This window comes from Ktedonobacteraceae bacterium, assembly GCA_035653615.1.
Lineage (GTDB): Bacteria > Chloroflexota > Ktedonobacteria > Ktedonobacterales > Ktedonobacteraceae > DASRBN01.
In genome coordinates, this window is record DASRBN010000002.1 from 33442 (window position 1) to 60232 (window position 26791).

24 protein-coding genes are annotated in these 26791 nt (G+C 55.7%); 12 read left to right on the plus strand and 12 right to left on the minus strand.

What is annotated here, in order from left to right; translation table 11 throughout:
- Window positions 1-160: 160 nt before the first annotated feature.
- Window positions 161-3694, minus strand: a complete 3534-nt coding sequence (locus tag VFA09_01225; protein HZU65871.1) for a BACON domain-containing carbohydrate-binding protein — start codon at window positions 3692-3694, stop codon at window positions 161-163.
- 565 nt (window positions 3695-4259) lie between these two features.
- Here VFA09_01225 and mraZ point away from each other — a divergent pair.
- From mraZ to ftsZ, 12 genes are all read left to right on the plus strand, one after another.
- Complete coding sequence (mraZ, locus tag VFA09_01230; protein ID HZU65872.1) at window positions 4260-4736, plus strand: division/cell wall cluster transcriptional repressor MraZ; 477 nt, start codon at window positions 4260-4262, stop codon at window positions 4734-4736.
- Between the two features lie 17 nt (window positions 4737-4753).
- Window positions 4754-5740: a 16S rRNA (cytosine(1402)-N(4))-methyltransferase RsmH gene (gene rsmH, locus VFA09_01235; protein HZU65873.1), complete on the plus strand. Its 987-nt coding sequence runs from the start codon at window positions 4754-4756 to the stop codon at window positions 5738-5740.
- Window positions 5741-5880: 140 nt separating this feature from the next.
- Window positions 5881-6339, plus strand: a complete 459-nt coding sequence (locus VFA09_01240) for a hypothetical protein (GenBank protein ID HZU65874.1) — start codon at window positions 5881-5883, stop codon at window positions 6337-6339.
- Between the two features lie 16 nt (window positions 6340-6355).
- On the plus strand, window positions 6356-8119 hold the full coding sequence (locus VFA09_01245) for a penicillin-binding protein 2 (GenBank protein ID HZU65875.1): 1764 nt from the start codon (window positions 6356-6358) through the stop codon (window positions 8117-8119).
- Window positions 8120-8247: 128 nt separating this feature from the next.
- Window positions 8248-8487 carry a hypothetical protein gene (locus VFA09_01250; protein ID HZU65876.1) on the plus strand — a complete coding sequence of 80 codons (240 nt, stop codon included), beginning with the start codon at window positions 8248-8250 and terminating at the stop codon, window positions 8485-8487.
- A 118-nt stretch (window positions 8488-8605) separates the two neighbouring features.
- Window positions 8606-10294 carry a putative lipid II flippase FtsW gene (gene ftsW, locus VFA09_01255; GenBank protein HZU65877.1) on the plus strand — a complete coding sequence of 563 codons (1689 nt, stop codon included), beginning with the start codon at window positions 8606-8608 and terminating at the stop codon, window positions 10292-10294.
- A gap of 10 nt (window positions 10295-10304) precedes the next feature.
- The gene (gene murG, locus VFA09_01260) at window positions 10305-11429 is read left to right on the plus strand and encodes an undecaprenyldiphospho-muramoylpentapeptide beta-N-acetylglucosaminyltransferase (protein ID HZU65878.1); all 1125 of its coding nucleotides are present in this window, start codon (window positions 10305-10307) and stop codon (window positions 11427-11429) included.
- The gene (gene murC, locus VFA09_01265; protein ID HZU65879.1) at window positions 11429-12922 is read left to right on the plus strand and encodes a UDP-N-acetylmuramate--L-alanine ligase; all 1494 of its coding nucleotides are present in this window, start codon (window positions 11429-11431) and stop codon (window positions 12920-12922) included. The genes murG and murC overlap by 1 nt, the downstream gene beginning before the upstream one ends.
- Window positions 12919-13947, plus strand: coding sequence for a UDP-N-acetylmuramate dehydrogenase (gene murB / locus VFA09_01270; GenBank protein ID HZU65880.1), 1029 nt, complete (start codon window positions 12919-12921; stop codon window positions 13945-13947). The genes murC and murB overlap by 4 nt, the downstream gene beginning before the upstream one ends.
- On the plus strand, window positions 13944-15086 hold the full coding sequence (locus VFA09_01275) for an FtsQ-type POTRA domain-containing protein (protein ID HZU65881.1): 1143 nt from the start codon (window positions 13944-13946) through the stop codon (window positions 15084-15086). Before murB ends, VFA09_01275 begins: the two co-directional genes overlap by 4 nt.
- A 173-nt stretch (window positions 15087-15259) precedes the next feature.
- On the plus strand, window positions 15260-16495 hold the full coding sequence (ftsA, locus tag VFA09_01280) for a cell division protein FtsA (GenBank protein ID HZU65882.1): 1236 nt from the start codon (window positions 15260-15262) through the stop codon (window positions 16493-16495).
- Window positions 16496-16619: 124 nt separating this feature from the next.
- Complete coding sequence (gene ftsZ / locus VFA09_01285) at window positions 16620-18113, plus strand: cell division protein FtsZ (protein HZU65883.1); 1494 nt, start codon at window positions 16620-16622, stop codon at window positions 18111-18113.
- Window positions 18114-18179: 66 nt separating this feature from the next.
- Here the strand turns inward: ftsZ and VFA09_01290 are convergent, their stop codons facing one another.
- The 11 genes from VFA09_01290 to VFA09_01340 all read right to left on the minus strand — a co-directional run bounded on the left by VFA09_01290 (window position 18180) and on the right by VFA09_01340 (window position 26790).
- Window positions 18180-18974, minus strand: a complete 795-nt coding sequence (locus tag VFA09_01290) for a BON domain-containing protein (GenBank protein ID HZU65884.1) — start codon at window positions 18972-18974, stop codon at window positions 18180-18182.
- 163 nt (window positions 18975-19137) lie between these two features.
- Window positions 19138-19431, minus strand: coding sequence for an HAD-IA family hydrolase (locus VFA09_01295; GenBank protein HZU65885.1), 294 nt, complete (start codon window positions 19429-19431; stop codon window positions 19138-19140).
- Between the two features lie 6 nt (window positions 19432-19437).
- Complete coding sequence (locus VFA09_01300; protein HZU65886.1) at window positions 19438-19755, minus strand: hypothetical protein; 318 nt, start codon at window positions 19753-19755, stop codon at window positions 19438-19440.
- A gap of 317 nt (window positions 19756-20072) precedes the next feature.
- Window positions 20073-21104, minus strand: a complete 1032-nt coding sequence (locus tag VFA09_01305) for a PP2C family serine/threonine-protein phosphatase (GenBank protein ID HZU65887.1) — start codon at window positions 21102-21104, stop codon at window positions 20073-20075.
- On the minus strand, window positions 21101-21481 hold the full coding sequence (locus VFA09_01310; GenBank protein HZU65888.1) for a helix-turn-helix transcriptional regulator: 381 nt from the start codon (window positions 21479-21481) through the stop codon (window positions 21101-21103). The genes VFA09_01305 and VFA09_01310 overlap by 4 nt, the downstream gene beginning before the upstream one ends.
- Before the next feature lie 215 nt (window positions 21482-21696).
- Window positions 21697-23271, minus strand: coding sequence for a HAMP domain-containing sensor histidine kinase (locus VFA09_01315; protein ID HZU65889.1), 1575 nt, complete (start codon window positions 23269-23271; stop codon window positions 21697-21699).
- 35 nt (window positions 23272-23306) lie between these two features.
- On the minus strand, window positions 23307-24038 hold the full coding sequence (locus VFA09_01320; protein ID HZU65890.1) for a response regulator transcription factor: 732 nt from the start codon (window positions 24036-24038) through the stop codon (window positions 23307-23309).
- 187 nt (window positions 24039-24225) lie between these two features.
- On the minus strand, window positions 24226-25368 hold the full coding sequence (locus VFA09_01325) for a tyrosine-type recombinase/integrase (GenBank protein ID HZU65891.1): 1143 nt from the start codon (window positions 25366-25368) through the stop codon (window positions 24226-24228).
- 85 nt (window positions 25369-25453) lie between these two features.
- On the minus strand, window positions 25454-25660 hold the full coding sequence (locus VFA09_01330) for a helix-turn-helix domain-containing protein (GenBank protein ID HZU65892.1): 207 nt from the start codon (window positions 25658-25660) through the stop codon (window positions 25454-25456).
- Between the two features lie 206 nt (window positions 25661-25866).
- Window positions 25867-26121, minus strand: coding sequence for a hypothetical protein (locus VFA09_01335; GenBank protein HZU65893.1), 255 nt, complete (start codon window positions 26119-26121; stop codon window positions 25867-25869).
- 72 nt (window positions 26122-26193) lie between these two features.
- Window positions 26194-26790: a hypothetical protein gene (locus VFA09_01340; protein HZU65894.1), complete on the minus strand. Its 597-nt coding sequence runs from the start codon at window positions 26788-26790 to the stop codon at window positions 26194-26196.
- Between the last annotated feature and the right edge of the window lies 1 nt (window position 26791).

A 26791-nucleotide genomic window follows, 5' to 3' on the forward strand; every position in this document is an offset into this window, starting at 1 on the left:
CCTGGCAAGTAAAAGAGGCCGTCTTGCGGCGGCATCCTTCTCCACAATCGGAAAGGTTGCACATTTCAAAGGTCTCACTCGCTTACTGCAATTCAGGAAAATAGTATGATACATGCTGTTATATTAATACACATGTTGAGATTTATTGCAAGGGGTATTCTTACCCAGAGAAGACATCGATATTGAACCCGCTGATATTGCCGGAGAGCTGAAGAGACGATGAAACGCCGTTATACTGCATCCCCCCCTGCATGCCACTGATAGTGATGATATAGAGTCCAGGAGGAACATGAGTAAATACATAATTGCCTGAAGGATCAGAAATCACGGTTTGAATTGCATTGCCGTTGCTGATGAGCGTGACCGTTGCGCCGGCTAATGGCTGGGGATTGGAACAGGAAGGAGGGAGTCCGGCGCAGGCAAAGATGGTGCCGCTGATATTGGCAGTGATGGTCAACTGAACCGTGACCACATAAGCGCCCTGTACGGAGACGCCATTGTTATCGGTCGCGGAGACGGTAATCTGCCCTGTATAGGTTCCAGGGGCCATATTTGTCGAAGCGATGGTGACGGTGACGAGGCTTCCGGTACCGCCATCACTGCCTGAAATGGGCGTAAAACTCAACCACGTGGTGCTGTTGGGATCTCCAACTGCCGTCCAGGAGACAGGATAACTACATCCCCCTGTTTCAGCAATCGTGAAAGTCTGGGACGCCGGTGAAGCAGGCTGCCCCTCAAGCGCTGTGAAGAGCAGCGGGGATGGCGGCGACTGGAAAGTACAGGGCAGTACCACTGTCAGGGTCACGGTGAACGTCTGCGGGCTTCCCTGGGCAGGCGCGCCGGAATTATCGGTAGCGTTGATAGCGACCTGCGCGCTATACGTTCCCGGCAGCAGGCCGGTCGTATTCACGCTCACCTGTATGGTCGCAACTTCTCCGCCGGTTTTAATTGATCCACTGGCCGGGGTAAGCGTCAACCAGGTTGAAGACGGAGGGTTAAGCGCTGTCGTCCAATTCAAGGGCCAGGCACAGCTACCCGTCCCCGTAAACGTTACATTTTGCGGTGTGGGAGCCGTTCCCCCCTCTGTATAGCTGAAAGTCAATGAGCTGGACGAGGGCTGCGTCAGGACACAGGGCGGCTGGACCACGAGATTGACGGTAACATTTTGCGGGCTGCCGCTAGCCACATGCCCACTTTTGTCCGTTCCTTCAAGAACTACCTGTCCAACGTAGGTGCCGGGCGAGAGCGTAGATGTATCTACATTAACGGTTACCTGTCCCGTCTGCTTCGCTTGAATAACGCCCCCTGTCGGCGCTGCGCCAAGCCAGCTTGATGAAAATTGATTGACCGTTGTTTTCCAGTAGAGCGGGCCGGTTCCGTTGTTGGTAATGGTTACCACCTGGCCCGACGGGTTTGGTTGGCCCTGTATATTGCTAAAATTGAGATTCAGCGGCGAGGCGCTCATGATGGGTTCAGCCGGTGGCGGCGCTGGCTGGACCGTCAGCTGAACTGCCACCGTCAGCGTACTTTGCCCGGCAGCAAAAGTAAGCGCACCGTTATATCTTCCCGGAGCAAGCCCATTGATATTCACAGCGACGGAAGTCGCCGTATTCATCGCCCCTTTTAACTGGCCGCTTGAGGGCGTTGCCGATAGCCAGCCCACCGATGGAACTGCATGCCAGGTGACGATTGAACCGTCACAGCTGTTCGTCAGTGAGAGGTTCAAGGTCTGATTACTGGGATTACCCTGCCCCTGCACAGAGGTAAAAGTTAGACCCCCGGGGCTGACAACCAGCCCACAATGCGGCTGCACCGTCAAGGAGACGCTTACCGACTGTGGGCCATCGATCGCGCCTTTCGCATTGAAGTTCAGCGTACCAAGGTAAGTACCGGGGAGCAGCATAGCACTCTGGACACTCACCTCAATTGTCTCAGATGAGCCAGCTGCAATGACACCGGAGGACAGACTCGTTGTCAGCCAATGTACATTCGAGCCGAGCATATGTAAAAACGCATCCTGGCTGGACTGATCTGTAGAATCATTCACAGTGAGCGACCAGTTTAGCGTCTGAGACCCCGGATCGCTGATTGTTAACGCCTGGCTAAGTATTTGAGTATTTCCATCGGTGGCCGTAAACGAAAGCACGGCGGGCGACAGGGATAGCACCGGGCCTGCTTTTGCGGAGAGCGGGCGCACATCCATTTGTATGACTATACCCTGAGCCGGTCCAACGTTTGAAGAAAAGGTGAGCTTTCCGGTATAGCTTCCTGGCTTCAGACCTGAACGCTGGGCGGCGATCACAATCGTCTGGCTCTTGCTGAACATGCCCTGAGATGGAGAGACCTGCAGCCAGGATGAATTGCTGCTCGCCGTCCAGTTGATTGCCCCATCGCCACCATTCGTGAGCGTGATATTTTGAATGGTATTGGCGCCTTGATAATCGGTGCCCAGATTGATGGTTGCTGCCGGGAGAACGAGGCGTGGAGGACGTGATTGCCCCTGACCTACGATCTGCAATTGCGCGCTGGCAGTATAGCGAGTCTGGACATCCTCGGCGAAAAGTAAATGAAAACCCGGCCCCCAGGTATTATCGATAACAATCGCCGTCCTGGCATTCCCCCGCGCGTCGATTGGAAGATACTTGGTATCGTTGGCCGTCTGTACGGTTTCATCTATATCATGCGTCAAATAGACAGTCGTTGACGGCGTGAAGTGACTGATGACCAACTGCAGAGTGGTGCCGATACTGGCCTGATTGGAAGAAAGCGTCAAAGCCGGTGGGCCGCCAGGCCCATTGCTGGCCTGATGCGAGTGATTAAACGCGAAAGAAAGCAGAATGCCATCGGCTATCATTGCCAGAATTGCTAAAACTGCCAGGGCGATAAACGCGGTACGCAGGCGAGGCGAGCGGTGGGAACGACGGTACGAAGGAAAAGGTGCAGTGGATATGCCCTCGGCAGCTGCGCGCCGCATATCCTCTTCCTCTATACGCGCCGATTCGCTGCTATCGGGAAAATGACGGGACAATAATGGGTCGGTCTGGTTTGCCCAGTTATCAACCTCTTTGTCTTCCAGCTCGGTATCCAGCCAGGGCCAGAGGTCGGGCAATTCAACATCTTTGGCAGCCAGGCCTGGGGTTGATACAGTCGCCTGATTTGCAATATCATCCGGCTTACCCTCACCTGATATGGGTAGCGCGCCATCGGAGGAAGGATTACCGGAAGCCGGGGTGTTTTCGGCGGGCATTGAGACTTTCGGCAAAGGTGTACTCGCGCGTTGGATATCGGCGGAAATGTCCCTGATCGGCGCCAGGCGCGAAGCATGGGGATATTGACGACCTTTATGTTCGCTCCTGCCCTGTTTTGCCTGCGAGATGCGCCGCGCCGCTTCGTTCAACCTTGAGAGCGTCTGTTCGGCAACATTAGCATAGCTGGAGAGCGTGGGAGGCGGGGGGGTCTGTGGATCGCGTACAATCGGCTGGGGACCGGTTACAGGCTCACCGGCATCCTGGCCCTTCGTCTCTAATGTGGGACGTTCAGAGAATGAGGAAGCTACCGCGAGGGGTTCCTGCGGTTGTTGCATATCCGGTGAAGCAGGACCCTGCGGCAATTGATAATGCAGCAAAGAGCGGCATTCATCACAAAATACACTGGTTGTCGCGCAAGGCTTGCTACAACGCAAACACTGGCTCATAGCTTACTCTTCCCACAGCCTGCCTTTCTTCCCCCCCACCCTAAATACACCACCCGGAGGCGTTTCTAACTGTTTCCCCCAAATATCTCAATATCAAGAACGGCCCGCGTTTCTCCACGATACTTCATCTGAGAGCGAGCAGCTTAAGTTCTTGTACTAGTAGAACGTTGAAGCGGGCCAATTTGTCACATCAAGCAAGCAGTAAAACAGGCCGCATGTATTGTCATTTAGAGGGTTTGCTGTAGTTATCCACAAGTTTTCCACTTGTTTGCTCTAAATTTGGTGGATAAGACCCTTCACCAGACTTACAATGTAATGCTATAATGTGGTGGGGAGAAGTGGGGGGCTGTGGTGAATTTGAACTGAAAATGGTGAGTTCGACCAGCGAGTGGGAGAATACGGTGAAGTCTTCCGGCATGAGGGAGAACATGCTGGAAGACTTCCCAGGGGAACGCTGGTCGGGCGAACTCTGGTGCATCTGCACTTGATCTTTGCGGGTTTGGCAGTTCTACTGCTCCCATAGGGCAGCGGAGCCGCCAGACCCTTTCCTGAACCTGTTGAGGGGATGGAAATTCGGGCGACCGCCGGGCCTGAGGCTCAATGGTCGATTTCTCGATTGGGATTGAAAAGAAACATGTTTCTGGGCGAATACGAGCATACCATTGACTCAAAAGGGCGCATGGCGGTCCCCGCGAGGTTTCGCGGGCAGCTGGATCGCGGTGCGGTCATTAGTAAAGGAATGGGAACCTGCTTATCGGTCTATACCATGCAGCGCTGGGAGGAAAAATCGGCGGAACTCGTCGCGGGCAAATCAAGTGATGAACTGCGCGACTTCGAACGGCGCATTTATCCCAGCGCAAGCGAGATAGAACTGGATGGGCAGGGGCGGCTCGTTATTCCGGCCAGATTACGCGCCTACGCAAAGTTGGACAGTGAGGTGACCGTTGCCGGTGTGCGCGATCATTTCGAAATCTGGGATCGCGCCACCTGGCAGCAGTATCAGGAACGACTCGACGCCGAGGGGAATACCATCCCCTTTTAAGATCATATACTACACTTATGGAAACACAAAAACTCGGTCATGTACCGGTCATGCTGGAAGAGGTGCTGCAACTGCTCTCACCCACACCCGGTACAGATTTTATCGATTGTACGTTAGGAGGAGGAGGCCATACCGAAGCAATTCTGAAGCTGACTGCGCCGGACGGAAGAGTCCTGGGTATCGACAAAGATGCCAGAGCCCTGGCAAGGGTAGAGGATCGACTTTCCGAGCAGGTGAACAATGGGCGATTGGTGCTGGTGCATGGGAATTACGCTGAACTGGCCCGTTTTGCGCGCGAGGCCGGTTTTGTATCGCCAAAAGGCGTCTTACTCGACCTGGGGTTCTCATCGTACCAGATGGATGATCCGGCACGCGGATTTTCTTTCAGCGCGAATGGCCCGCTGGACATGCGGCTGGACCAGTCACAGGAATTGACCGCCGCTGACATCGTCAACAATGCCAGCGAGCAGGAACTGGCCGATATCTTCTGGCGCTACGGCGAAGAAACACGGGCGCGTCCGATTGCCTGGCGCATTACACGCGAGCGGGCAAAAGGGCCGATTACCACGACGGCGCAACTCGCCAGGCTGGTGTTGATCGGCGCCCCGTATAAGCCGGGGATGATTCACCCGGCTACGCGAGTGTTTCAGGCGCTGCGCATCGCCGTCAATTCAGAACTGGAGAACCTGGAAAAGGCGCTCCCTCAAATACTGGATGTGTTAAGTGTGGGGAGGGAGGATAGAGAAAGTGGTGGAAAGGTTGGAGGAAGAATGGTAGTGATCTCTTTTCATTCGTTAGAGGACCGGCGGGTCAAAGAGTTTATGCGGCGCGAGGCAAAAGATTGTATTTGCCCACCCGACCTGCCTGTCTGTATGTGCGGGCACAAGGCGCGTTTGCGCATTCTGACAACGAAGCCCTTGACCCCAACTCAACAGGAGATTGTGGCTAACCCCCGCGCTCGCAGCGCCAAACTGCGGGCCGCTGAAGCTATTATTGGCTCGTAGTGCGTCTTTTGTAAGTGCAGATGCTCATCTCGTAGAGCGCCGGCATGTGATTGCAATGACTCCACTTTGGGGAAGGTAAAGCCCCCAAGCGGTATCAGGCATACAAGTACCGGCACGAGGTGTCGCAGGGAACGCAGAAAATGGATCGCCTTAGAGACCGAAAAGAATTGCATGGAGGGCAGGCTCAACCCGCCAGCTCTTCCACGCCTGGCAAGCCTGTACAGAGTATCCCGGCAGGGCCAATTCTGGCCGCGAAACGGCGGCGTCACCTGCATCCATTTTTCTATCGTATTGGTCCCGGCACCCTGAGCGTCTGTAGCGTCCTTCTGATTGGCCTGATGGCTATCCTTTACCTTTCTCAATTGGGGCAGGCTGTCAACGACAATCAGCAAATTCAAAATTTGCACCAGCAACAGGCCACACTGCAACGAGAGAACCAGGACCTGATCAACACCATCGCTCAGGAAGAATCACCGGCCTACATTATCACGCACGCTAAAGCGATGGGCCTGGCTCCAGCCGATCCGAAGACAATACAGATTCTGGTGATAAAGCACCTGAGAACGATTCCGCGCGACGACCAGAATTTACAACCATAACACACAGGGGAAAATAATGAGTGCTGAAATGCGCCGGGCGCGAAATCGACAAATGCTCATTTTCTTACTGGTCTGTGTTGGCATGTTGATACTTTTAGGCAGGCTCTTTTACTGGCAGATACTCGAATCACATAGCGGATACAACCTGGCGGAGCTTGCCAACGAGGAGCACACTCAAAATCAAATACTAAACGCGCCGCGCGGCCTCATCTTTGACAGCCAGGGCCGTATCCTGGCAACGAATGTCGTGCGTGACGATGTGTACGTCGAGCCGATTCAATTCTCGATAGACCATCCCGATAACACGCAGAGCGACCTGGAGGCCTTGATCAACTCACTGCACCAGGTGTTGCCGAATGTTTCCATGCAGAAGCTGCAACAGGCGTTCAGCAGTGATTTGCCTACAGTGAGAATCGCGGTACGCATTGACCCGCAGCAAAGCCAGCAATTGCGAGCGCTGCAACTACCGGATGTGTTCCTGCAGCCGCGTACCTGGCGCATCTATCCGGCAGGAGAGCTGGCCGCCCAGATTCTGGGCTATGTCACACAGAACGACGGCGATAATGTGGGTGTGTATGGTATCGAGGGCCAGTACAACTCGCTGCTGGCTGGAAAGCCGGGCAGCTTCACCGCCGAAACCGACCTGCAAGGCAATCCGCTGGTGGTAGGGGCCGATAATGAGCAACCGCCGGTGAGCGGGGCAAATATCACGCTCACTATCGATAGCGCAGTCGAGTACATGGTACAGAACGCGCTGGCAAATGCCGTGCAAAAATTGCAGGCGGAAAGCGGCAGCGTCGTCGTCATCGATGCGCGCACGGGCGCGGTCGTCGCCATGGCCGGGGTAGGAACCTTCGATCCTAACAACTATGGCAAATACGCGAACCAGGTGGGTTGCCTGAATAGCGAACAGGTCTACTTCAATCCGGTTCTGTATTGCGCCTACGAGCCTGGCTCTACGATGAAGGCTGTTACGATGGCTGCCGCGCTCGACCAGGGGCTGATTACGCCGGATACGACCCTGGATGACCAGGGATGCCTGTCCTTCAGCGACGGGACGCCCACAGTCTGCAACTGGGAATATCTGGCTTATGGCACCGAGACAATGACCCAGGTGCTGGAACACTCGGCCAATGTAGGCGCGGCCTATGTCGCGCACAACATCCTTGGGCCATCGCGGTATTATCCGTACCTGGCACGCTTCGGCTTCGGGCAGGCGACGGGTATCGATGGACCGGAGGCCACGGGCTATTATCGCAAGCCCGGCGACCCGAACTGGACGGAAAGCGATCTGACCCGCCAGGCGTTCGGACAGAGTATCCTGGCAACGCCTTTGCAAATGGCAATGGCCTATGAAGCAATCGCGAATGGAGGCGTGATGATGCGCCCATACCTGGTGGCATCGATCAATAACAATGGTCATATTGTTGCGACGCAGCCACAGGTAGAACGGCGCGTGATTAGCGAAAAAACGGCCCAGACCTTGACGGGCATGCTGGAAGATTCGGCTTTATACGGTTTCGCCCAGCCTGCGCAGGTTCCCGGCTATACTATCGCGGCCAAGACGGGCACGGCGACAACGCAGGGTATCTCGGCTGACCAGACCGAGGCTTCGCTGGCAGGATTTATTCCTGCAACGAACCCGCGCTTCGTCATCTTAGTCAAGCTGGACAGGCCGCAAAAGGCAATCTACGGCAGTACGGCGGCGGCACCCCTCTGGGGTATCATCGCGCAGCAGTTGATGGAGTATTATTCCGTCCCGCCGGACGCGCTAAAATAAGCGGGGTACAGATTCGGCAGCTCCTTTCAGGGGCGTGCTTATCTCTTTACCCCTTTCCGCCGTTAGAGGTGGCAGATCATATACGGAAAAAACTTGTTTGTTGAGGCAATTCTTATGAGGGTATAAATATGCAATATCAACAAGATGAAGAAGAGAGCCTGGCGGGCGAGCCCTGTAGCGCGCGGGTTGAACCAGCACAAGGTATGCCCTTACAGTATGATCCGTGGAGCGCGTTGCTGCACTCCCAGGGCATCGAGGTTGTGGATTTAGGGCAAATACGTTCGCACATGGTGCAGGAACCTGGAGACATTCTCGACGTTGAACAGGCTCTGGATATCATGCAAGAGCGGCCCGAAAGTGAGTCATAAACTCGATCTGCCGTTATTTTTTCAGGTGCAAGCCATCATCTGGAAGCAAGTATAATAGAAATTTTGTTCTATGTCAAGACTTTGACGGATGAATTGCCATTGGAGAACTCGTAAGAAAATGACTCGTCAAACCGGCAGAGGACAATTGAATAAGAGGCAGGCTGAGCGGGGAGAGGAACGCCGGGCGAGTGCAGCAGGCAAGAGGGGTACGCGGCAGGCGGCCACGAGGGTACGCCCCTATGACATGCGTTCACCAGCATTGGAGTCTGTGGAACGAAGAAAGGAAAGCCTGCTCGCTGAGTCGAGGCGGAGACCCGCGCAAAGCGGCGGCACGCGGCGGAATGTACGCTTTGCCGCCGAAGAGAGCCTGTCACGCCCCGCTATTGCGCTGCCGCGCAAACGCCTACCGGGCAGGCGCGCCGGGTTGGGCGAGCGTTTATCATCCATCCGGGCACAGTTCGCTTCATCCGCGGTGGAGAGCGTGGTTAGCAAAAACGCGGACGCTCATTGGAGCGAACCGCGCTGGGGATACCGGCCCACTACCCCTTCGCGAGCAGAGAATCAGGATGCTAAGAGCAACGGCCCGCTGATCAGCGAGGAGGAACAGAGAAAACTTGACGCGCTGGAAATGCAGCTGCCGCGAGTTGCGGGAAAGATTGATTCGTGGTTGCTGATTAGCGTACTGGCGCTGCTGTGTATTGGCGTTGTGATGGTGTACAGCGCAAGCTCGTATATCGCTGCAAGCCAGCAGGGAGATGCATCTTACTACTTCCAGCGCGAACTGATATGGCTGGTGCTGGGAGTCGTGGCCATGCTTATAACGATGCGCGTGGACTACCGGTTCTGGCGGCGCATCTCGCTGATAGGAATGGTGATCATCCTGCCGTTGCTGGTGATCGTGCTGAAATTCGGCATCACGGCGTATGGTGCTTCGCGCTGGCTGGCGCTCGGTTCTTTCTTCACCTTCCAGCCGAGCGAATTGACCAAGCTGGTGCTGGCGTTGTACATCGCCGATTGGCTGGCGCGGAAAGGAAACCAGGTCAGCTCGTTTCTGTATGGCCTGGCGCCTTTCATTATCCTGGTCGGCATCGTGCTGGGGCTGGTCTTGCTGGAAAACGATCTGGGCACCGCCATCATCATTGCCGCCTTCGCGACGGCCATGTTCTTTACGGCGGGCGCCAATATCATCCAGTTTTTGCTGGCGATGGCCTGCGGTGGATTGATTTTTTTGAGGGAAGCTTTCAACGGTTATCGTTATTACCGTATAACAGGTTTTTTGCATCCGTTTCAGAATGTTACGGGCATCAACCTGCAACTCTACCAGGCGCTTTTAGCCTTTGGTTCGGGGGGATGGTTCGGCCTGGGATTGGGAGCCAGCCGTCAAAAGACAGGCTACCTGCCCTTTCCCTATACCGATTCGATCTTTCCGATCATCGGAGAAGAACTGGGCTTTATCGGCTGTACGGTCATCGTCGTGCTGTTCATGGTGCTGGCATTTCGCGGGTTCCGCCTGGCGAGGCGCTCGCCGGACATCTACGGCTCGCTGCTGGCGACTGGTATCACGACCTGGCTAATCGTGCAGGCGATGATCAATATCGGCGCGAATACGGGCACGATCCCCTACACGGGGGTGCCGCTGCCGTTTATCAGTTTCGGTGGCTCATCGCTGGTCGTTTCGCTGGCGGCCATCGGCGTGCTGCTGAATATCTCGCGCTACATACGCGAACCGGAGGACCCGGTGCTTTCACGCCAGACGCTCACGTTTCGCAAAAGGCGCGCGGGGAAGCAATATGTAACACCGGCTTAAAGGATTTGTAATGCGAGTGCTTGTATCAGGCGGAGGTACCGGCGGGCACATTTACCCGGCTCTGGCGGTAGCGACGCAGTTACGGACGGAGTATGATGCCGAGATACTGTTTCTCGGCAGCGATGACGGATTGGAGACAGAACTGGTGCCTGCGGCAGGATTTCGCTTAGCCACGGTGCGGGCCGGCAAATTGCGGCGCTACATCTCGCCTGAGACTGTGACAGGCGTGTTGCGCGTGCCGCTGGGCATGGTACAGGCGATCAACATCGTGCGGGCATTCCGGCCACAGGTAGCGTTTACCAGCGGAGGGTATGTAGCGGTTCCCGCAGGGCTGGCCGCCCGCCTGAACGGCGTACCGCTGCTGATGCACCAGCAGGATGTGCCGCCCAACCTGTCGAATCGCCTGGTAGCGCCGCTGGCGACACGCATCTCGGTTGCATTTGCCGATTCGCTGGCCTATTTTCCGGCCCGCAAAAGCGTACAGCTGGGCAACCCGATACGCCAGGCAATGCTGGATGCGCGCCAGGTAACGCCGCAGGAGGCACGGGCCGGACTAGGATTCGCGAAGGATGCGCCTTTGCTGCTCGTTACCGGGGGCAGCCAGGGAGCAAGGCACCTGAACCAGGTCGTATGCCAGGCATTGCCGGAATTGCTGGCCTGCTGCCAGGTCTTACAGATCAGCGGCAAGGAGTTATACAACGAGACGCAGGCATGGTCTGAAGGAATGCTGGCGAATGTGGATGAAGCGACCAGGAAGCGCTATCGCCTGGTCGCCTATCTCAGCGCCGAAATGCCAATGGCATTGCAGGCAGCAGACCTGGTGTTGTGTCGTTCCGGCGCATCCACCTTGAGCGAACTGGCGGTATTAGGCAAGCCGAGCATCCTGGTTCCGCTGCCGCCCGCTATTGGCAGTTCGCCGCAAGAGGCAAACGCGGCCATGTTTGCTCGCAAGCAGGCAGCCGAGGTGATTAAGGATAACGATTTGAAACCAGGAATACTTGTAGAGCGTGTAAATTATACTATCACATCTATTACACTTCTAGAATCAATGGCGAGTGCGGCGCGAGCTTTTGCCAGGCCACAGGCGACGCAGGAGATCGCGGCGGAAATAGTAAAGATTGCTAAAGTAAAATAATGAGCGCATCGACGAAGTATGAACAACTGAATAAAGCGCGCTTGCATTTCATGGGCATTGGCGGCTCAGGTATCTCGGCAGTAGCTCAGATGGCAATGCTGGGCGGGGCAACCGTGACGGGTTGCGATCAGTCGGAGTCGTCGACGACGCATTTGCTGGAACGGCTCGGTGTGCCGGTACAGATTGGGCATAGCCCCGAGCACCTGGCCGGAGCCGACGCCTTGATCTACGTACCGGCGGTGGCCGCGCTGAATCCCGATAACCCGGAACTGGTCGCGGCCAAAGCCAGCGGCATGCCTGTGATGACATGGCAGGAGATGCTGGGCAGGTGGCTGGAGGGCAAGTGCCTGCTCTCGGTGAGCGGCGTGCATGGCAAGGGCACGACCACAGCTCTGCTGGCGCTGATGCTGGTCGATGCGGGGCTTGATCCGTGGTGTGAAATCGGAGCCGTTGTGCCGCGTTTCGGCGCCAACTACCGTTTGGGCAAGAGCCAGTACTTTGTCAACGAGGCCGACGAGTTCAATAACAATTTCTGGCACTACCACCCGCGCCTGGCCGTCGTGACTTCAATTGAATTTGAGCACCCGGAGTTCTTCGCGAACTACGAAGAGTACCTGGCGGCTTTCGAGCATTTTGTACGCGGCATGGATATGCAGGGAGACTGGCCTTTCCCGCCAACGCTGGTTGTGAACAGCGACAGTCCTGGCTGCCTGGAACTGCTTGAGCGCGTCGCGGGCTGGCCGGGGCGCATCATCACATACGCGATTGAGGGAAAAGCGGACTTTATCGCCTATGATCTAAAGCTGGATGGAGAAACAAGCTTCCGCGTGCGGACCGCGGATGGCTCATTTGATGAAATACATGCTATTCATTTACAACTGCCGGGAGCGCACAACATCCAGAACGCGCTGGCAGCACTGGCTGCGGCGAGAGCTATCGACCTGGATACGAAGGTCATCGTGAGGACGCTGGAAGATTTTGGCGGTATCCGCCGGCGCTTTGAGATTCGCCACCAGGGGCCGCTGTCGCTCAATGGAGAGCCGCGGGATATTGTGCTGGTCGATGACTACGCGCATCATCCTACGGCAATCGCGGCAACCCTGGAGGCCGCGCGCCGGCGCTATCCCGCGCGGCGATTGGTCGCGGTCTACCAGCCGCATATGTACAGCCGGACGAAGACCTTTTTCGAGCAGTTTTTGACGGCATTTGATAGCGCGGATGTCGTCGTACTCGCCGATATCTATCCGGGGCGCGAACACGATACCGGCCTGATACATACACGCGCCCTGGTCGAGGCGATGGCGCAATCGCCACGTTACGCCCGGGGTGGAAAATCGGTTATCTACGCGGGCAACGTGCCGGAAACCGCTACGGCACTACGCCATATCCTGCGCAGTGGCGACCTGGTCATTATCATGGGAGCTGGCGATATTTATCGCGCCAGCGAGATGCTCTTGCAGGATAGGCAGTCCCAGGAGAACGAGGCCTTATGACGTTCGAGATCGATACAACCTATGAGCAGCTGCGCCCCTACTTCCAGGGACGCATACGGCGCAATGAGCCGCTGTCGCGTCATGGCACCTTCGGTGTTGGCGGTCCGGCGGACATCTGGATTTCGCTCGAGACGGCAAAGGAAGTTATCGACCTGGTGCGCCTGTGCATGCAGGATCGCTGGCCGCTGTTGCTGGTTGGGAACGGCACCAATACGCTGTACGCCGACGCGGGGGCGCGCGGCATTGTCGGGCGCATTGCTCTGAACAACTACGAGATCGAAGACCATGGCAATGGAACGGCGCTGCTGCGGGCGGGCGCGGGCGTAAGCTGGCCGCGTTTGCTGAACGAGCTGGCCAACCTTGGTTGGGGCGGACTGGAATTTGGGCCGGGGATACCTGGCACGCTTGGTGGGGGCATTATCTCTAACGCGGGGGCCCACAACAGCGAGATCGGTGAGGTACTGGAATGGGTAGAGGTACTGGATGCGCGGCGCGGCTCCGAGTCAGAGGATGGGATTACAGTACCCAACCTGCGGCGTTATACGCGTGATGAATTGGACTTGAGCTACCGGCATAGTCGTTTTCGCTCAGAGCGGCGCGTCCAGTTCGATGAGCAGGGCTACCCCGTTGTGGCGCCTGCCGGACTGATTGAACCCGCCGAGATCATTTTGCAGGTGGCTGTGCGGCTGCATCGAGACAATCCTGAGAAACTGAAAGTACTCATAGAACAATACAAACAACATCGTAAGATGACGCAGCCGCCGCAGCAGAGCGCTGGCTCAGTCTTCAAGAACCCGCCGGGTGATTTCGCGGGTCGCCTGATTGAGCAGGCTGGTTTAAAGGGCCGCGTTCATGGCAAAGCGCAAATTTCTGAGCGCCATGCCAACTTTATCGTCAATCTAGGAGGAGCCAGCGCCGCCGATGTGGTCGCGCTGATAGTCGAGGCTCGCAATCGGGTGCGCGCACTGTTTGGAGTAGAGCTGGAGCTGGAAGTCGAGCTGCGCGGAGAATGGGGAAAATCATGACTGAGTATAAACGGCCAAAGGAACAGATCGCCCATCGCTATCGCTATCACCAGCCAACGGGCGAGGGCATGGCAAGCAGGCCGGTAAATAGAGGCCGGAGAGCGACGGTATCGTCGCCGGATACACATGCGCGCAGGCGTGTGGTCAGGAATCCCGACCACATCATGCAGCCGCCGACATGGGCCGAGAGGCGAGCGCGGCAGCATCGTCCAACGGCGGAATCATATACTGGAACGCGGTTCGCGCGGCGCAGCCTGGCTATGACAGGCGAACCCGCTCCCACCGGACGCGTGCGCGTTGCGAAGCCACTGCCGCGCATGCGAGCCGGCTCGCACATTCCGAGGCGCAGCGGGCAGCACCAGGCGCGTCGTGGAGGCTTGTGGAAGCGCATATTGGGAATGCTGGGTCTGGCTATTGTGGGTATACTTGGCGTCAGTTTTGCGCTCACCAGTCCAACCTTTCAAATACAGCGGGTTGATGTCGAGGGGACGCAAAATCACTTGCTGGCGCAAAGTATCCAGCAGATGGGCGAGCAGAACCAGAACATCTTTCTTCTCGATACACAGGCACTGACGAATCGTATCGATGCATTGCCGGTGGTGGCTTCTACCAATGTCGCCAGGCAGTTGCCCAACCACCTGACGATAACAGTTGTGGAGCGGATCCCTGTATTGCTCTGGCAGACAAAACAGGGCACATACAGTGTAGATAAAAGTGGGGTGGTCATCGCTCCCGCGAGTGGAACAGCGGGAGCAGCCCATTTACCAACCGTTGTAGACATGCGAACCGGAACCGCGATTCAGCAGGTACATCCAGGCGCCCGGCTGAATGCGATGGATATCGCATTTGCGGCGCAAATATTCGCGCAATTGCCGCAAATGATAGGCGGTTCCAACTTCACGCTGCGCTACAACGGGGCGGGGAGCGGTGGTGAGGGGGAAAATGGGTCGTTCGTGGTCGCGAGTTCAAATGGCTGGTTAGCCTATCTGGGCGGGGCGGATGATACGAATCCATTAAATAACCGGCTGATTGAACTCCAGCACATTCTGAACCTGGCGCAACAGCAACAGCTACGCCTGGCAACTGTTGACCTGCGCTTTGGATTACGCCCTGTCTATACATTACAATCGTCGTCGTAGTTGTTCCCGCGCGGGAACTCATTGTAGAATTGCAGCCTGATACGGGGCCTGAACGAGGCCAATCATGAGGTTGAACAAACGAATCGGCTCGCCCGGGCCCACGTCAGGCTACAACATAAAACCGTAGTGCGTCTCATATAACCGCCCAAGCGGCAACAAATGGAGCGTGTATCGTGCAAGAGCGGGTGATCGTCGGTATCGACGTAGGAACAACAAAAATCTGTGTCCTCGTTGGCGAGTTGGACCGCGACGGGAAGCTGAATATTGTTGGCGTTGGCACCTGCCCTTCACAGGGTTTGCGCCGTGGGGTGGTAGTGAACATCGAAGAAACGGTCACTTCCATTGCAGCGGCGCTGGATCGTGCAGAACGCCTTTCAGGGAAAACTATTACCACTGCTTACGTGGGAATAGCCGGCAGCCATATCGAGTCTGAAAATAGCAAGGGCTTTGTCGCCATCTCGCCAAGTCATCGCGACATCGTGCATAACGACATTAGCCGCGCTATCGAGGTCGCGCGCGCAATTCCCATTCCCGCGAATCGCGAGGTTATTCATGTGATTCCTCGCGGCTATGTTGTAGATGGTCAGGAGGGCATCAAGAACCCTATTGGCATGTCCGGTTTCCGCCTGGAAGTGGAGACGCACATCATTACGGGCGCGGTGTCATCTATTCACAATTTAATTAAGTGCGTGCATAAGGCGCGGGTAGAGATCGAGGACCTTGTTTTGGAGCCGCTGGCTTCCAGCGAGGCAGTGCTGGGGGACGGCGAAACCGATCTCGGTGTCGCGCTGGTCGATATCGGCGGTGGTACGACCGATGTCGCGGTTTTCACCGATGGAGCTATCTGGCAGACGGTGGTGCTGCCAATCGGCGGGAACCTGATCACCAGCGATATCGCCATTGGACTGCGCCTGCCTTTCGGCGTCGCCGAGGAACTCAAGGTAACCTATGGTCACTGCGACCCCTCGACCATCGCCGATGATGATATGATCGACCTCTCGCAGTATATGCCTGATTGTAACGACCTGGTACCGCGCAAGCTGCTCGCCGAGATCATCGCGGCGCGGGTAGAAGAGTTGTTCGAGATGGTGCATGAGGAGATCAAGAAGTCCGGCTATGACGGGCTACTGCCGGCAGGACTGGTCGTGACCGGTGGAACGGCGGAACTACCCGGCATCCTGGACGTAGCGGGCCAGATTCTGGACCTGCCGGCGCGAATCGGCACGCCATTGGGATTGCACGGGCTTGCCGATTCGATCAGTCGCCCGGCTTATGCCACTTCGGTTGGATTGTTGTTGTGGGGATTGCGCCACACCTCATTCCTGACCGAGGAGGAAGAGCTGGCAGAAATTGACCAGGGAACTATGCTTGCTCGCTTAGGCCGCTGGCTGCGAGCGTTTATACCTTGAGATTGTTCCGGGGGCAAGCACTTGCCCCCACCATTGCCATCACCTGTTTGTTGAGTACGGAAGGACTTGAGCGGGGAGACCATTAGACCTTTCGAGGCAACAAAACAAGGAAAGGGGGCCACAAATGCTACCATTAGGAAATCATCAAGTTGAGGGCTTCGCCCAGATACGCGTGATCGGTGTTGGGGGCGGAGGAAGTAATGCGGTGAACCGCATGATACAGGCAAATATGATGGGCATCGAGTTTATCGCTGTCAATACCGATGCCCAGGCGTTGCTGCAGACGGAGGCACCGCATTATATTCGTATCGGCGATAAGCTGACCCGTGGCCTCGGGGCGGGTGGCAATCCAAGCGTGGGGGCGAAGGCCGCGGAAGAGAATGCCGAGGAACTCTACGAGGCGCTCAAAGGCTCTGATATGGTCTTCATCACCGCGGGCATGGGCGGGGGCACCGGCACCGGCGCCAGCCCGATCATCGCGCAAATCGCACGCGAGGTCGGGGCGCTGACCGTCGGCGTCGTGACCAAGCCATTCACGTTTGAAGGAAACAAGCGCCGCCTGGCCGCTGAAGAGGGCATCGCTAATCTGAAACAGCACGTGGATACGTTGATCACGGTGCCAAATGACCGCCTGTTGCAGGTGGCAGATAAGAAGATGCCCTTGAAAGAGGCTTTCCGGCTGGCCGACGACGTGCTGCGACAGGGCATTCAGGGCATCAGCGACCTCATCACCGTGCCCGGTCTGATCAACCTGGACTTTGCCGACGTAAAAACCATTATGTCGGCGGCGGGCTCGGCGCTGATGGCGATTGGCGAGGCCACCGGCGAGTCCCGCGCTGTCGATGCCGCGCATATAGCGATTTCCAGCCCATTGCTCGATATCGATATCAACGGGGCGCGCGGCGTCCTCTTCAATATCACCGGCGGACTCGACCTGACGCTTTTCGAGGTGAACGAGGCGGCTGATATCATCAGCAAGGCAGCTCACCCGGAGGCCAATATCATCTTCGGCGCCGTTCAGGACCCGGCTTACGACGGCAAAGTGAAGATCACTGTGATCGCTACGGGCTTCGACGCACGGGGGCAAGTGGTCGGCGCGCAGGCTGGTCGCATGGAGTACAACCGGAATATGTTCTACACAGGCGCATCGTCACCCAACGCCGGTTCTGGCGGGCGCCCGGTGCAGCAGAGCAGTTACAGCCCGCTGCCCGTTACGCCGCCGCCACTGAATATTGCCAGGCATCCAACGGGACCGCTTCAGAACGCCGGACGGGCCATGCCGCCTGCTCCGCCAGTGCAGGATCCCATCTCGTCTTCGGCCCGTCAACCCCTGGCTTCCCTCAGCCGTGGCGATATGGGACGCGGGGATGTCGATGACGACCTGTACGATGACGGCGAGGATACAGGCGATAGGATGGAAATGTCGGCCCAGGCATCGCATTCACAACTGCCCGTGCCGGAGCCGGAGGCGCAGCCGTTACAGCGCCCCGCCGCGGACGCCCGCCAGCAGCGCCCGGTCCGACGCATGGACCCCAAGGCGCTCGATCTGCCACGCGGCAACCGCAATACGCCACAGGGTGATGTGATCGACATTCCGGCATTCTTGCGCAAACGGTAATCTAAACCGCTCATAAAAAATGGGCAAACCAGACAAGCTCTGGTTTGCCCATTTTTTATGAGTGGTTTAGATGCGCGCTATCCTGTTCATTGTTTTGCCAAGGTTGCCGGGGATGTTTTCATTCAAGCCGATATGGTTGATGACGACGCGAGCGCCGGGGATGCCGGTGATTTCTTTCTCCAGCATGTACTTCATCTCATTGTTCGGCACCTCACCGTAGAGGCTGACGATATAGTTTTCGACCAGAGCCGAGAGGTTCTTAGCGCCCTCGAGCTTGCCTGCAGCCTTCAACCTTTCAATCAATGCGTTCACCTGGTTCAAGAGCTCATCCTCGGCCACCAGGAAGTTCAGCACGTCGAGGACACCGGGTATCTTGCGCAGGGCCTCTTCAACTTCCACTTTTTGCGCTTCCAGTTCGACCTTGCCATACAGCGCCAGTACGACGCCATCAGGCTCCTCACGATCAATAAAGACCTTGACGGGGTGAGCGCTCCAGGCAGTACTGCTGATGGTCACAATTTCATGAACCCTATCTTCAGCCTCTTGTAGCACGGCCTCCGGCGACGTGAACGGCCTGGAGAACGGCTCCGCCTTGTGCGTAGCAGCCATGGGGTCTTCCAATCCCCAGCCCAGAATGCCGACCAGCACCAGCACAAGACCAGCGATAGTAACCCAGGGGGCGCTGGTAATGAAGAAGATACCGGAGATAGTGATGAGGATGGCCACGCTCAGGACAATCGGCCAGTAACTGGGGCCTGGCAGATGAACGTGGCTCTCTTCCCCGGCCTCTTCTACTTCTGGTGAGGCAGGATGGGCAAGCTGATCCTCTATGATGCGCGTATTTTGAAGAGAAGTATCCATAAGTTCTCTCTTTCCATTCGAGTTTGGTCTATGATCCAGCGATCTACTCGGAAACAGTTTCCTGGCAATATTCCTATTATGAGAATACCAGATATACGCGGCTGATGCAAGCACTTATGAGATTGAGGGCATGAACAGGCTCGAATCAAGCCACATCCTGTTATCAGGCGTAAGCTTGCAGGCAGGCCTCGACATCAGCAATTGCCTGAGCGGTTTCTTGAAAGAGGATGGCATGAATACCAAACTTACGCGCTTCGACCACTGACTTCTCGATATCATCGAGGAAGACGGTCTCTTCGGGCTTTACGCCAGGACGCTCGCAGGTAATCTCGAAAATGCGGCGTTCCGGCTTGCCGGTCTTCTCTTCGTAAGAGTAAATGATGAGATCGGCCATTTCCGCGAAATGAAAACGTTTCTGTTCTACGCGCCTGGCCCCAGGAACGCCGTTGCTGAGGATGGCCGTTCAATAGCGCGGGCGCAGGCTTCTGAAGTAGGCGGCCAGCTCGCTATTGAGTTCACCGCAATAGCTGTCCCAGAAATCCAGCATAAACTCGTCCACCTGCGCCCGATTCATGCCAAAAATCTCGCCAAGTTTCTGGAGCATTTCCTCTTCCGTGAATTTTCCGTAGGTAGCGTCTATGAGCCAGCCCGTACTGAAGTGGCGCTCACGTAGTTCGCCTGGCTTGAGGCCCAGCCGTGCTTCCCACCTTACATGCATATCAGTCTCAATTTCGTTCTCCAGCACGCCGCCAAGATCAAAGACAATGGCCCGGATTGTCATAACTAGATTCCTTTCAGCCTTCTATTTTGCGAGCCATCCCACCGTGGGACGCAGTCTGTCATTCTGAGCGACAGCGAAGAATCTACGTTCATGGCGATTCCTGTGCCGAGGCTGCGGATTCTTCGCTGCCGCTCAGAATGACATGCGGGCAGGCTCAAGAACTTTGGCCTCCAGACTACCTGAGCTGCGGATTCTTCGCTGCCGCTCAGAATGACATGCGATGAGGAGCCGCTTCCCGATACTGGTTGTTCAACTTCAAATTTGGCTTTCCGCTCAAAATCCCAAGATCAACCTCACAGTGGCCATCAGTTCTGCATCTAAGACACCCGGGCAACGACCGCCGTCACATTGTCCGGGCCGCCCTGCTCGTTTGCCAGTTCGATCAGCCGCTGCACGCTTTGCCGCGGCTCGAATTGCTGCACAACTTGGGCGATCTGTTCATCGCTGATGATTCTTGAAAGGCCATCGGTGCAAAGCACAACGATATCGCCAGATTGCACCGGTTCTGTGAAGACATCCACCTCGACAAAGGGATCAGTACCCATGCAGCGCGTGATCTTATTGCCCTGCTGCGCGCGCGCCTGCTCTACAGTCAACAGGCCAGCCCGCACCTGCTCTGCTTCCGGCGTGTGATCCTGCGATACCTGCTTCACCTGCCCATTCCGCACAATGTAAGCACGGCTATCACCCACGTTTGCCACATAAAGTGTATCGCCTTTCAGTACTGCCGCGACGCAGGTCGATCCCATACTATGTTCCTGATCCGGCGGCTGCGCCTGGTTTTGATTAGCTGCATAGATGAGCGCACTCGCATGTTCCACGGCATGGCGCAGAGAAGCTGCGATATCGTCGCTCTCATTCTGGTAATAGGCCTCGCGCACATGTTTGATGACCATTTCGCTGGCCACTTCTCCCTTAGTATGCCCTCCCAACCCGTCGGCCACCACAAACAGAGCACCTTTTTTCGTCATTATCTGGGTATCATCAGGAATAACAGAGATCATATTATCTTCATTACTTTCACGCTTGCGTCCGATATCAGTTAGTTGAGCGACATTCAGGCTAAATTGCTGTACCATAAGAATAGGTTCCTTTCCTTTCATCTTAGAAACAAATTCACGCGTATGTTCAATCAATGCCGTCTTTGCCAGATCATACAGGATGGCTCCCCATAGCCTGGTCACACCCGCCTGCCCGCGTTCAAGCAGCGCCTCGCGGTAACAGTCATAGAAGGTCTGCATCATCTCGCGGCCAAATTCCCGCCTGAACCGGCGAGGATAGCATCGCAGGAGCAGACTATAGCAATGTTCCGAGAACGATGCGTTCCTCTTCAATGGAGTTGTCGTCATGGCAGGCCTCCAATCTGTTTCGGATTGGCTAAAATCTGCTTGCTCTCGATGATGCTTACCAGTTGCTCGAGCCTTTGAGCCTCGGCTTGCAGGACACGCAGGCCGAAGTTGGTCAGGCGATAGTAGCGACGGCGCTCATCATCCAGTTCGGGGTCTGGACGTTCAGCCGCCTGTTCTATTAAGCCGTCTGCCAGCATGCGCTTAATGGAGCCATAGAGCGTTCCCGGCCCCATGCGCATGGTTCCCTGAGTGCGCGCGGCGATCTCCTGCATAATGCCATAACCATGCCGCTCGCCATCCGCCAGGGCCAGCAGGATATGAAAGACGGCCGGTGTCAAAGGAAGCAGGTCCTCCGGGTTCTTTTGCGCTTTCTTCATCGAACCTCCATTTCGATATAGGAAAACCTACGAAGTTACTATATCACTAACGGATATATCCGTTAGTGATATAGTAACCGGAAAAGGGGAGATTGTCAAGGGGCTATTGGCTCAATAAACGTTTATACTACTATGTGAGCAAGCAGTTCTATTACAAGCAGGTTGTTAATAGTGATTTACCTGTCAAGCCCTGATGTGCGGTTACTCATTTTATATCACTTCAGAGGCAGCGGCAACGTCGCCTGATTCGGAAGCTGCTCTGGCGCAACCTGTGGTAAGGTGAAGACGATGCGGGCGCCATGCTGATCTGTATTTTCGGCGTGGATAGTCCCGCCGTGGGCTTCGACGATGGCGCGGACGATGGTGAGACCGAGGCCGCTGCCGCCGGTGGAGACCTGGCGCGAGGCATCGGCGCGATAGAAGCGGTCGAAGACGCGCGGCAGGGCAGAGGTGGGGATGCCCTCGCCGGTATCGGTAACGGAAACTTCGAGCATATTGCCGCACGCCTGAGCATCGATGGTGACGGTACCACCGGATGGGGTGTGGCGCAGCGCGTTATCGCAGAGATTGGTGAAGACCCGTTTGAGCATGTCTTGATCGGCCCAGGCGGGTGGCAGATTGTAGGCAATGGCGTTGCGTGGCTCTACATTGGCGCGCTCAAATTCGGGACTCAGGACGGCCAATACGTCATCGACCAGCGCGGCCAGGCGTATTGCTTTGCGTTGGGGCTGCATGACGCCGGCCTCTACTTTCGCCATCATATGCAGGTCCTTGACCATACGGTGCAGGCGTAGGGTTTCGCGCACGATAACGCGGCCTGTGGCCTCGTAGTCCTCGCGGCTGGTATTGACACCATCCACCAGCGACTCGCCTAATCCGGCGATGGCGGTGAGGGGAGTTGCGAGGTCATGGGTAATGTTCATGATGAGTTCGCGGCGGAAGAGTTCCTGGCGGTGCAGTTCGTTGACATCAGCCTCGAGTTTGGCGGCCATTTTATTGAAAGTACCGGCAAGCTCACCCAGCTCGCCACCTGCTCCTGTCGTGACGCGGGCGCTGTAGTCGCCAGACGCGAGTACGTGCGCGGCACTCGTCATTTTGGCGAGCGGGCGTGTGATGGTGCGTGAGAAGAGAATAGCAGCCAGGGTTGCGAGTACAGCTACGACGAGCGCGGCGATCAGGATGAACTGGCGCACGGTGGCGATAAAAGGCGGAATGGTGTCGGCGACTGCGAAACGGGGTATGACGACCAGGATACCAATGACCCGGCCGCTGCTCTGACCACCCTCGAATACCGGTTCGACTACAAATGGGCGCGTGGAACTTCCGGGTGTACCGTTGCCAAGATCACCCACAGTTGTCGTGCCCAAACGAGCATTACGAATGGCAGTGACTAATTTGGTGTAATCGCTCTGCTGTATCGCAGGATCGGTTACTTTCACTAAAAGAGCGCTCGTAAGAGGATGCAGGCCACCTATGCGTGGATAGACAAGCAGAGCAAATCTATTAAAGACGAGCAAGAGATTATCTTGATTTTCAGCGTTCTGCTGCGGTGTATTCGGCAAAACGTTATTGACGGCCATTGCAAGCGTGCCATTCTGGGTATAACTGACGCCCAGCCGTTGTGAGAGGCTATTCGCAACATCAACGAGTTGTTGTTGCTCATTGGCTCCATAATAATAGTTAATGGCGAAGATTACCGCCAATGAGAGTATTGTGGTCGCGATCAACGCTACCAACATTGACCCCAGGGCCAGCCGCCAGCGAATACTCTGCCACCAACGCATGCGCATAGATATAGTTCCTTTGAAATGATTCATGGAAAACCTTAAACTGCTGTACGCGCTCCTACTTCAAATTTATAGCCGATACGCCAGACGGTTTTGATATAGCGATAGTCGGTATTTGCCTCGATTTTCTTGCGCAGCGCGCTGATATGTACATCGACGATATGACCATCGCCGTAGTAGTCATAGCCCCAGATTTTGTTCATCAGGATTTCGCGCGTAAAAACGCGATCGGGAGACTGCGCCATCAGGGCCAGCAGGTCAAATTCGGTCGGCGTTAGCGTGACTTCGAAGCCATTCACTTCGACGCGGCGTGCTAACAGGTCGATAGTAAGGCTGGGAAAGCGCAGTACGGTCTTCGCGCTCGAAGCGTGGCCGTCCGCAGCCTGCCCTTCGCCAGCATCTGTATCACCCACACGCCGCAGGATGGCTCGCACTCTGCTGACCAGTTCGCGCGGGCTGAAAGGTTTCGTCAGGTAGTCATCGGCCCCCAGGTCAAGTCCGGCAATGCGATCTTCCTCGTCGGCACGCGCCGTCAGGATCAGAATGGGCGTTTTTGACCATGCCCGAATGCGGCGGCAGACCTCGAAGCCATCGATGGCGGGCAGCATGATATCCAGGATGACGAGATCAGGATGCGTGCGCGCGTGCAGTGCCAGCCCATCGGCACCATCTTTGGCGACTACGACATCGTAGCCGGCGTTTTTCAGATAGAGATTGAGCAGGTGAATGATGCCATCTTCATCTTCAATAATGAGGATTTTCTGGGCCATGCTATGAACTCTCCTACATATACCCTTGTTTTTAAATAGTACCACACCTTTTTGCTGAAAGCAGGATATTTTCAATCGTTCTCACGCCCATCGGACGAATCTTGAGCAAATCTTGAACTTTTAACTACGCCGCCCGCTCATCGCCCTTCCCATGACACCTGACAACGAGAGATACGAGGGATGACAGCTATTCTGACAGCTTATCATGCCGCAAGAACCTCTCCATCGCATGAGCAGCCTCTTCGTGCATCTCACGAGTTACATGCCCATAAATGTTGGCAGTGATCGCGTAACTCGCATGTCCTAATATTGCCTGCACCGTCTTCATTGGTATACCCATACTCAACAGGAGTGTAGCGGCACTATGTCGTAATTCATGGAAATGCATAGCTGGCACTCCTGCCCGTTTGAGCAACGAATAGAACCGCGCACGCAGGGTACTCGATGACAGAAACCCTCCAGCAGTATTCGGGAAAACCAGGCCAGTATCCTCTTTCCAACCCTTCTTAACTCGCTCTTGTTCCTGTGCCACGCGATGCTTAGACAACACTTCTCTCACGAAGGGAGCGAGCGTAATCGTGCGCCGACCGCTCCTCGTTTTTGGCTCGCCCATAACAAAGCCGTGAGTAGCGACATAGGAGAGCGTCCACTTCACATCGAGATATCCCTCATCCAGGTGAACATCTTCCCAATGCAGGCCAAGTAGCTCACCCTCTCGCATACCGGTTGCCAGGGCAACAATGAGTACCGTGCGCATCCACTCTTTCTTTGCCGCCGCTATCAATCGATGTGCCTGTTCAGGTGTCAGTGTCTTGCCCTCCGGAGTATCTACTCTTGGCAGGTCAGCACCTGCACTCGCATTTATTCCCACCAACCCCAGGCGCCTAGCATGTTCTAGCGCCTTGTGAAGGACATTATGCATGGTGCGAATGCGATTGGGGGAAGCCCCAGTTCTCTGCTTTTCGGCATAGAACTTCTGGATATGCTGTGGTGTTAATTTCTGTAGCTTCAAGTGGCCCAGCGCAGGAATCAGGTGCGCATGGATAATACACCGATACAACTGATAAGACCCCGGACGAAGCTGCGGCTTCCGCACATCCTCTAACCAATATTCAAGGAACTGCTTCACTGTCTGCTGGGGACCAGTCGCCAGCTTCCCCTGTTCTAGTTCGCGTTGCGCCACCCATATTTTCCGCTCAACTTCACGCTCTGTTTTCCCATAAAAGTACTTGCGCTTATGATCTTCCAGCGTGATAAAACCAGAATAACGCCCATCTGCACGCTTATAGACCGACCCATCACCACGCCTGCGTGATTTTTCCTTAGCCATCGCGATTTCTCCTCATGAAGAAAAGCTGTTCTATATTCAAATCGGCTACCAGTAAATCACTCCTACAAACCCGCTAAAACCACGCCTACGCACTCTGTTCCTCGCACTGCTTGAGCCACTTTTGTAGCGACTCAGGATGGATGCGCCGCACTCCTCGCAATTGAATAGACGGCAACCCCTTATAATAGATCAGGTTATACACCGTTTGCCGACACACGCCCAACTGGACAGCCACATCAGGTATAGAAAGCAACAATGGTTGCGCTATCGATACTTTTTTTCGTCGTGCCATAAACCTCCTCCTCACTGAACAGGGGCGGCAGTATCCAGGAATCGGCTCCCATCAAACACTGCTACGAATTCTGTTCTTCACGGTTGTGTTAACAGCAAGCTATTAAAAATCTGCACATGCTATAAGCATAGGCAAAAACAAAAAAACTATGCTGTGAGCATAGTCTCATACAAGTCCCGAATACGTCCTCCTTGCCTTCTTGCACTTCACTCCTCTGAAAAGCGACAAAGCAGCCAGGCATAAAACTCTGGATAGCGATGTTCGATCAAGGTGAGGATGTCCTTGAACCCTCTCCTTTCGCACGTTTCCAGCAGGTACACTCCAATCACTTCATGCCTGACATGCCACCAGGCAGGCCGGGTCGGGTCATTCCCCAGGATGTACACCTCCCCATCAGTTCGGAACACCAGTTCCTGAAGAGGACATCGCAACACATACTGCTCTACTCGTTCCCAATCCATGGTTCGCTCCTTCTCTGCATCAGAAGGTGACACAAGTAAAAAAGCTGTGCCCTATTCCCACCAGAACCATCACTACCCTGGCCGAAACGCCCGTGCCACATGCTCCCAAACGATTAGAGTGTAGGTGTTCTGTATCAGATCGGAAATCAGCCGTGAGATGAATGCCTGCTTGCACCGATGCAGTGCCGAGGCATCAATCCAGGCATCCACCATCGCTCTCAACCCCTCGTGCAACGCATCAGCTGCCGCATAGCCATTCGGAGCCTCATGCATCACTCTGCTCGCCCAATCCTGCACTTGGCGATCATCCAGGAGATTGCGGTAGAGCGTCATCGTAAAGAGGTTTTCACAAGTCTGCGCTTCTCCCACCAGTAATGCGACCAGGCCATCCCAATCCGCATACGCCAGCGCTGAACCAGCCAGGTCCCACACCAACAGTAACAGGCTCGCATCATGCTGCCTATTGCGACCAGGAAAGCGCGTGAGCCAGTGGTCCAATGCCAGCCTCACCCACATTTCTACCAGCCGACCAGCAGCACCCTCATTCGGTTCATGGGCTACCAGTTCCACAAGCTCATTCATCAGTTGTTCCTCATTGCTGAGGTGCAGGTGTATCAGCCAGGTGAACTTGTTTTCCCAGCCGTTGTACGTGTTCAGTTCCAATTTCACC

What these genes read in the sequence shown, in the direction of transcription:
- VFA09_01245 (HZU65875.1), top strand. Translation starts at nt 6,356, where the DNA reads ATGAGTGCTGAAATGCGCCGGGCGCGAAATCGACAAATGCTCATTTTC.
- VFA09_01275 (HZU65881.1), top strand. Translation starts at nt 13,944, where the DNA reads ATGACTGAGTATAAACGGCCAAAGGAACAGATCGCCCATCGCTATCGC.
- VFA09_01320 (HZU65890.1), bottom strand. Translation starts at nt 24,038, where the DNA reads ATGGCCCAGAAAATCCTCATTATTGAAGATGAAGATGGCATCATTCAC.
- VFA09_01290 (HZU65884.1), bottom strand. Translation starts at nt 18,974, where the DNA reads ATGGATACTTCTCTTCAAAATACGCGCATCATAGAGGATCAGCTTGCC.
- ftsW (HZU65877.1), top strand. Translation starts at nt 8,606, where the DNA reads ATGACTCGTCAAACCGGCAGAGGACAATTGAATAAGAGGCAGGCTGAG.
- VFA09_01250 (HZU65876.1), top strand. Translation starts at nt 8,248, where the DNA reads ATGCAATATCAACAAGATGAAGAAGAGAGCCTGGCGGGCGAGCCCTGT.
- murG (HZU65878.1), top strand. Translation starts at nt 10,305, where the DNA reads ATGCGAGTGCTTGTATCAGGCGGAGGTACCGGCGGGCACATTTACCCG.
- VFA09_01315 (HZU65889.1), bottom strand. Translation starts at nt 23,271, where the DNA reads ATGCGCATGCGTTGGTGGCAGAGTATTCGCTGGCGGCTGGCCCTGGGG.
- VFA09_01325 (HZU65891.1), bottom strand. Translation starts at nt 25,368, where the DNA reads ATGGCTAAGGAAAAATCACGCAGGCGTGGTGATGGGTCGGTCTATAAG.
- VFA09_01335 (HZU65893.1), bottom strand. Translation starts at nt 26,121, where the DNA reads ATGGATTGGGAACGAGTAGAGCAGTATGTGTTGCGATGTCCTCTTCAG.
- murC (HZU65879.1), top strand. Translation starts at nt 11,429, where the DNA reads ATGAGCGCATCGACGAAGTATGAACAACTGAATAAAGCGCGCTTGCAT.
- ftsZ (HZU65883.1), top strand. Translation starts at nt 16,620, where the DNA reads ATGCTACCATTAGGAAATCATCAAGTTGAGGGCTTCGCCCAGATACGC.
- VFA09_01300 (HZU65886.1), bottom strand. Translation starts at nt 19,755, where the DNA reads ATGACAATCCGGGCCATTGTCTTTGATCTTGGCGGCGTGCTGGAGAAC.
- VFA09_01305 (HZU65887.1), bottom strand. Translation starts at nt 21,104, where the DNA reads ATGACGACAACTCCATTGAAGAGGAACGCATCGTTCTCGGAACATTGC.
- VFA09_01240 (HZU65874.1), top strand. Translation starts at nt 5,881, where the DNA reads ATGGATCGCCTTAGAGACCGAAAAGAATTGCATGGAGGGCAGGCTCAA.
- VFA09_01225 (HZU65871.1), bottom strand. Translation starts at nt 3,694, where the DNA reads ATGAGCCAGTGTTTGCGTTGTAGCAAGCCTTGCGCGACAACCAGTGTA.
- VFA09_01330 (HZU65892.1), bottom strand. Translation starts at nt 25,660, where the DNA reads ATGGCACGACGAAAAAAAGTATCGATAGCGCAACCATTGTTGCTTTCT.
- rsmH (HZU65873.1), top strand. Translation starts at nt 4,754, where the DNA reads ATGGAAACACAAAAACTCGGTCATGTACCGGTCATGCTGGAAGAGGTG.
- murB (HZU65880.1), top strand. Translation starts at nt 12,919, where the DNA reads ATGACGTTCGAGATCGATACAACCTATGAGCAGCTGCGCCCCTACTTC.
- VFA09_01310 (HZU65888.1), bottom strand. Translation starts at nt 21,481, where the DNA reads ATGAAGAAAGCGCAAAAGAACCCGGAGGACCTGCTTCCTTTGACACCG.
- mraZ (HZU65872.1), top strand. Translation starts at nt 4,260, where the DNA reads ATGGAAATTCGGGCGACCGCCGGGCCTGAGGCTCAATGGTCGATTTCT.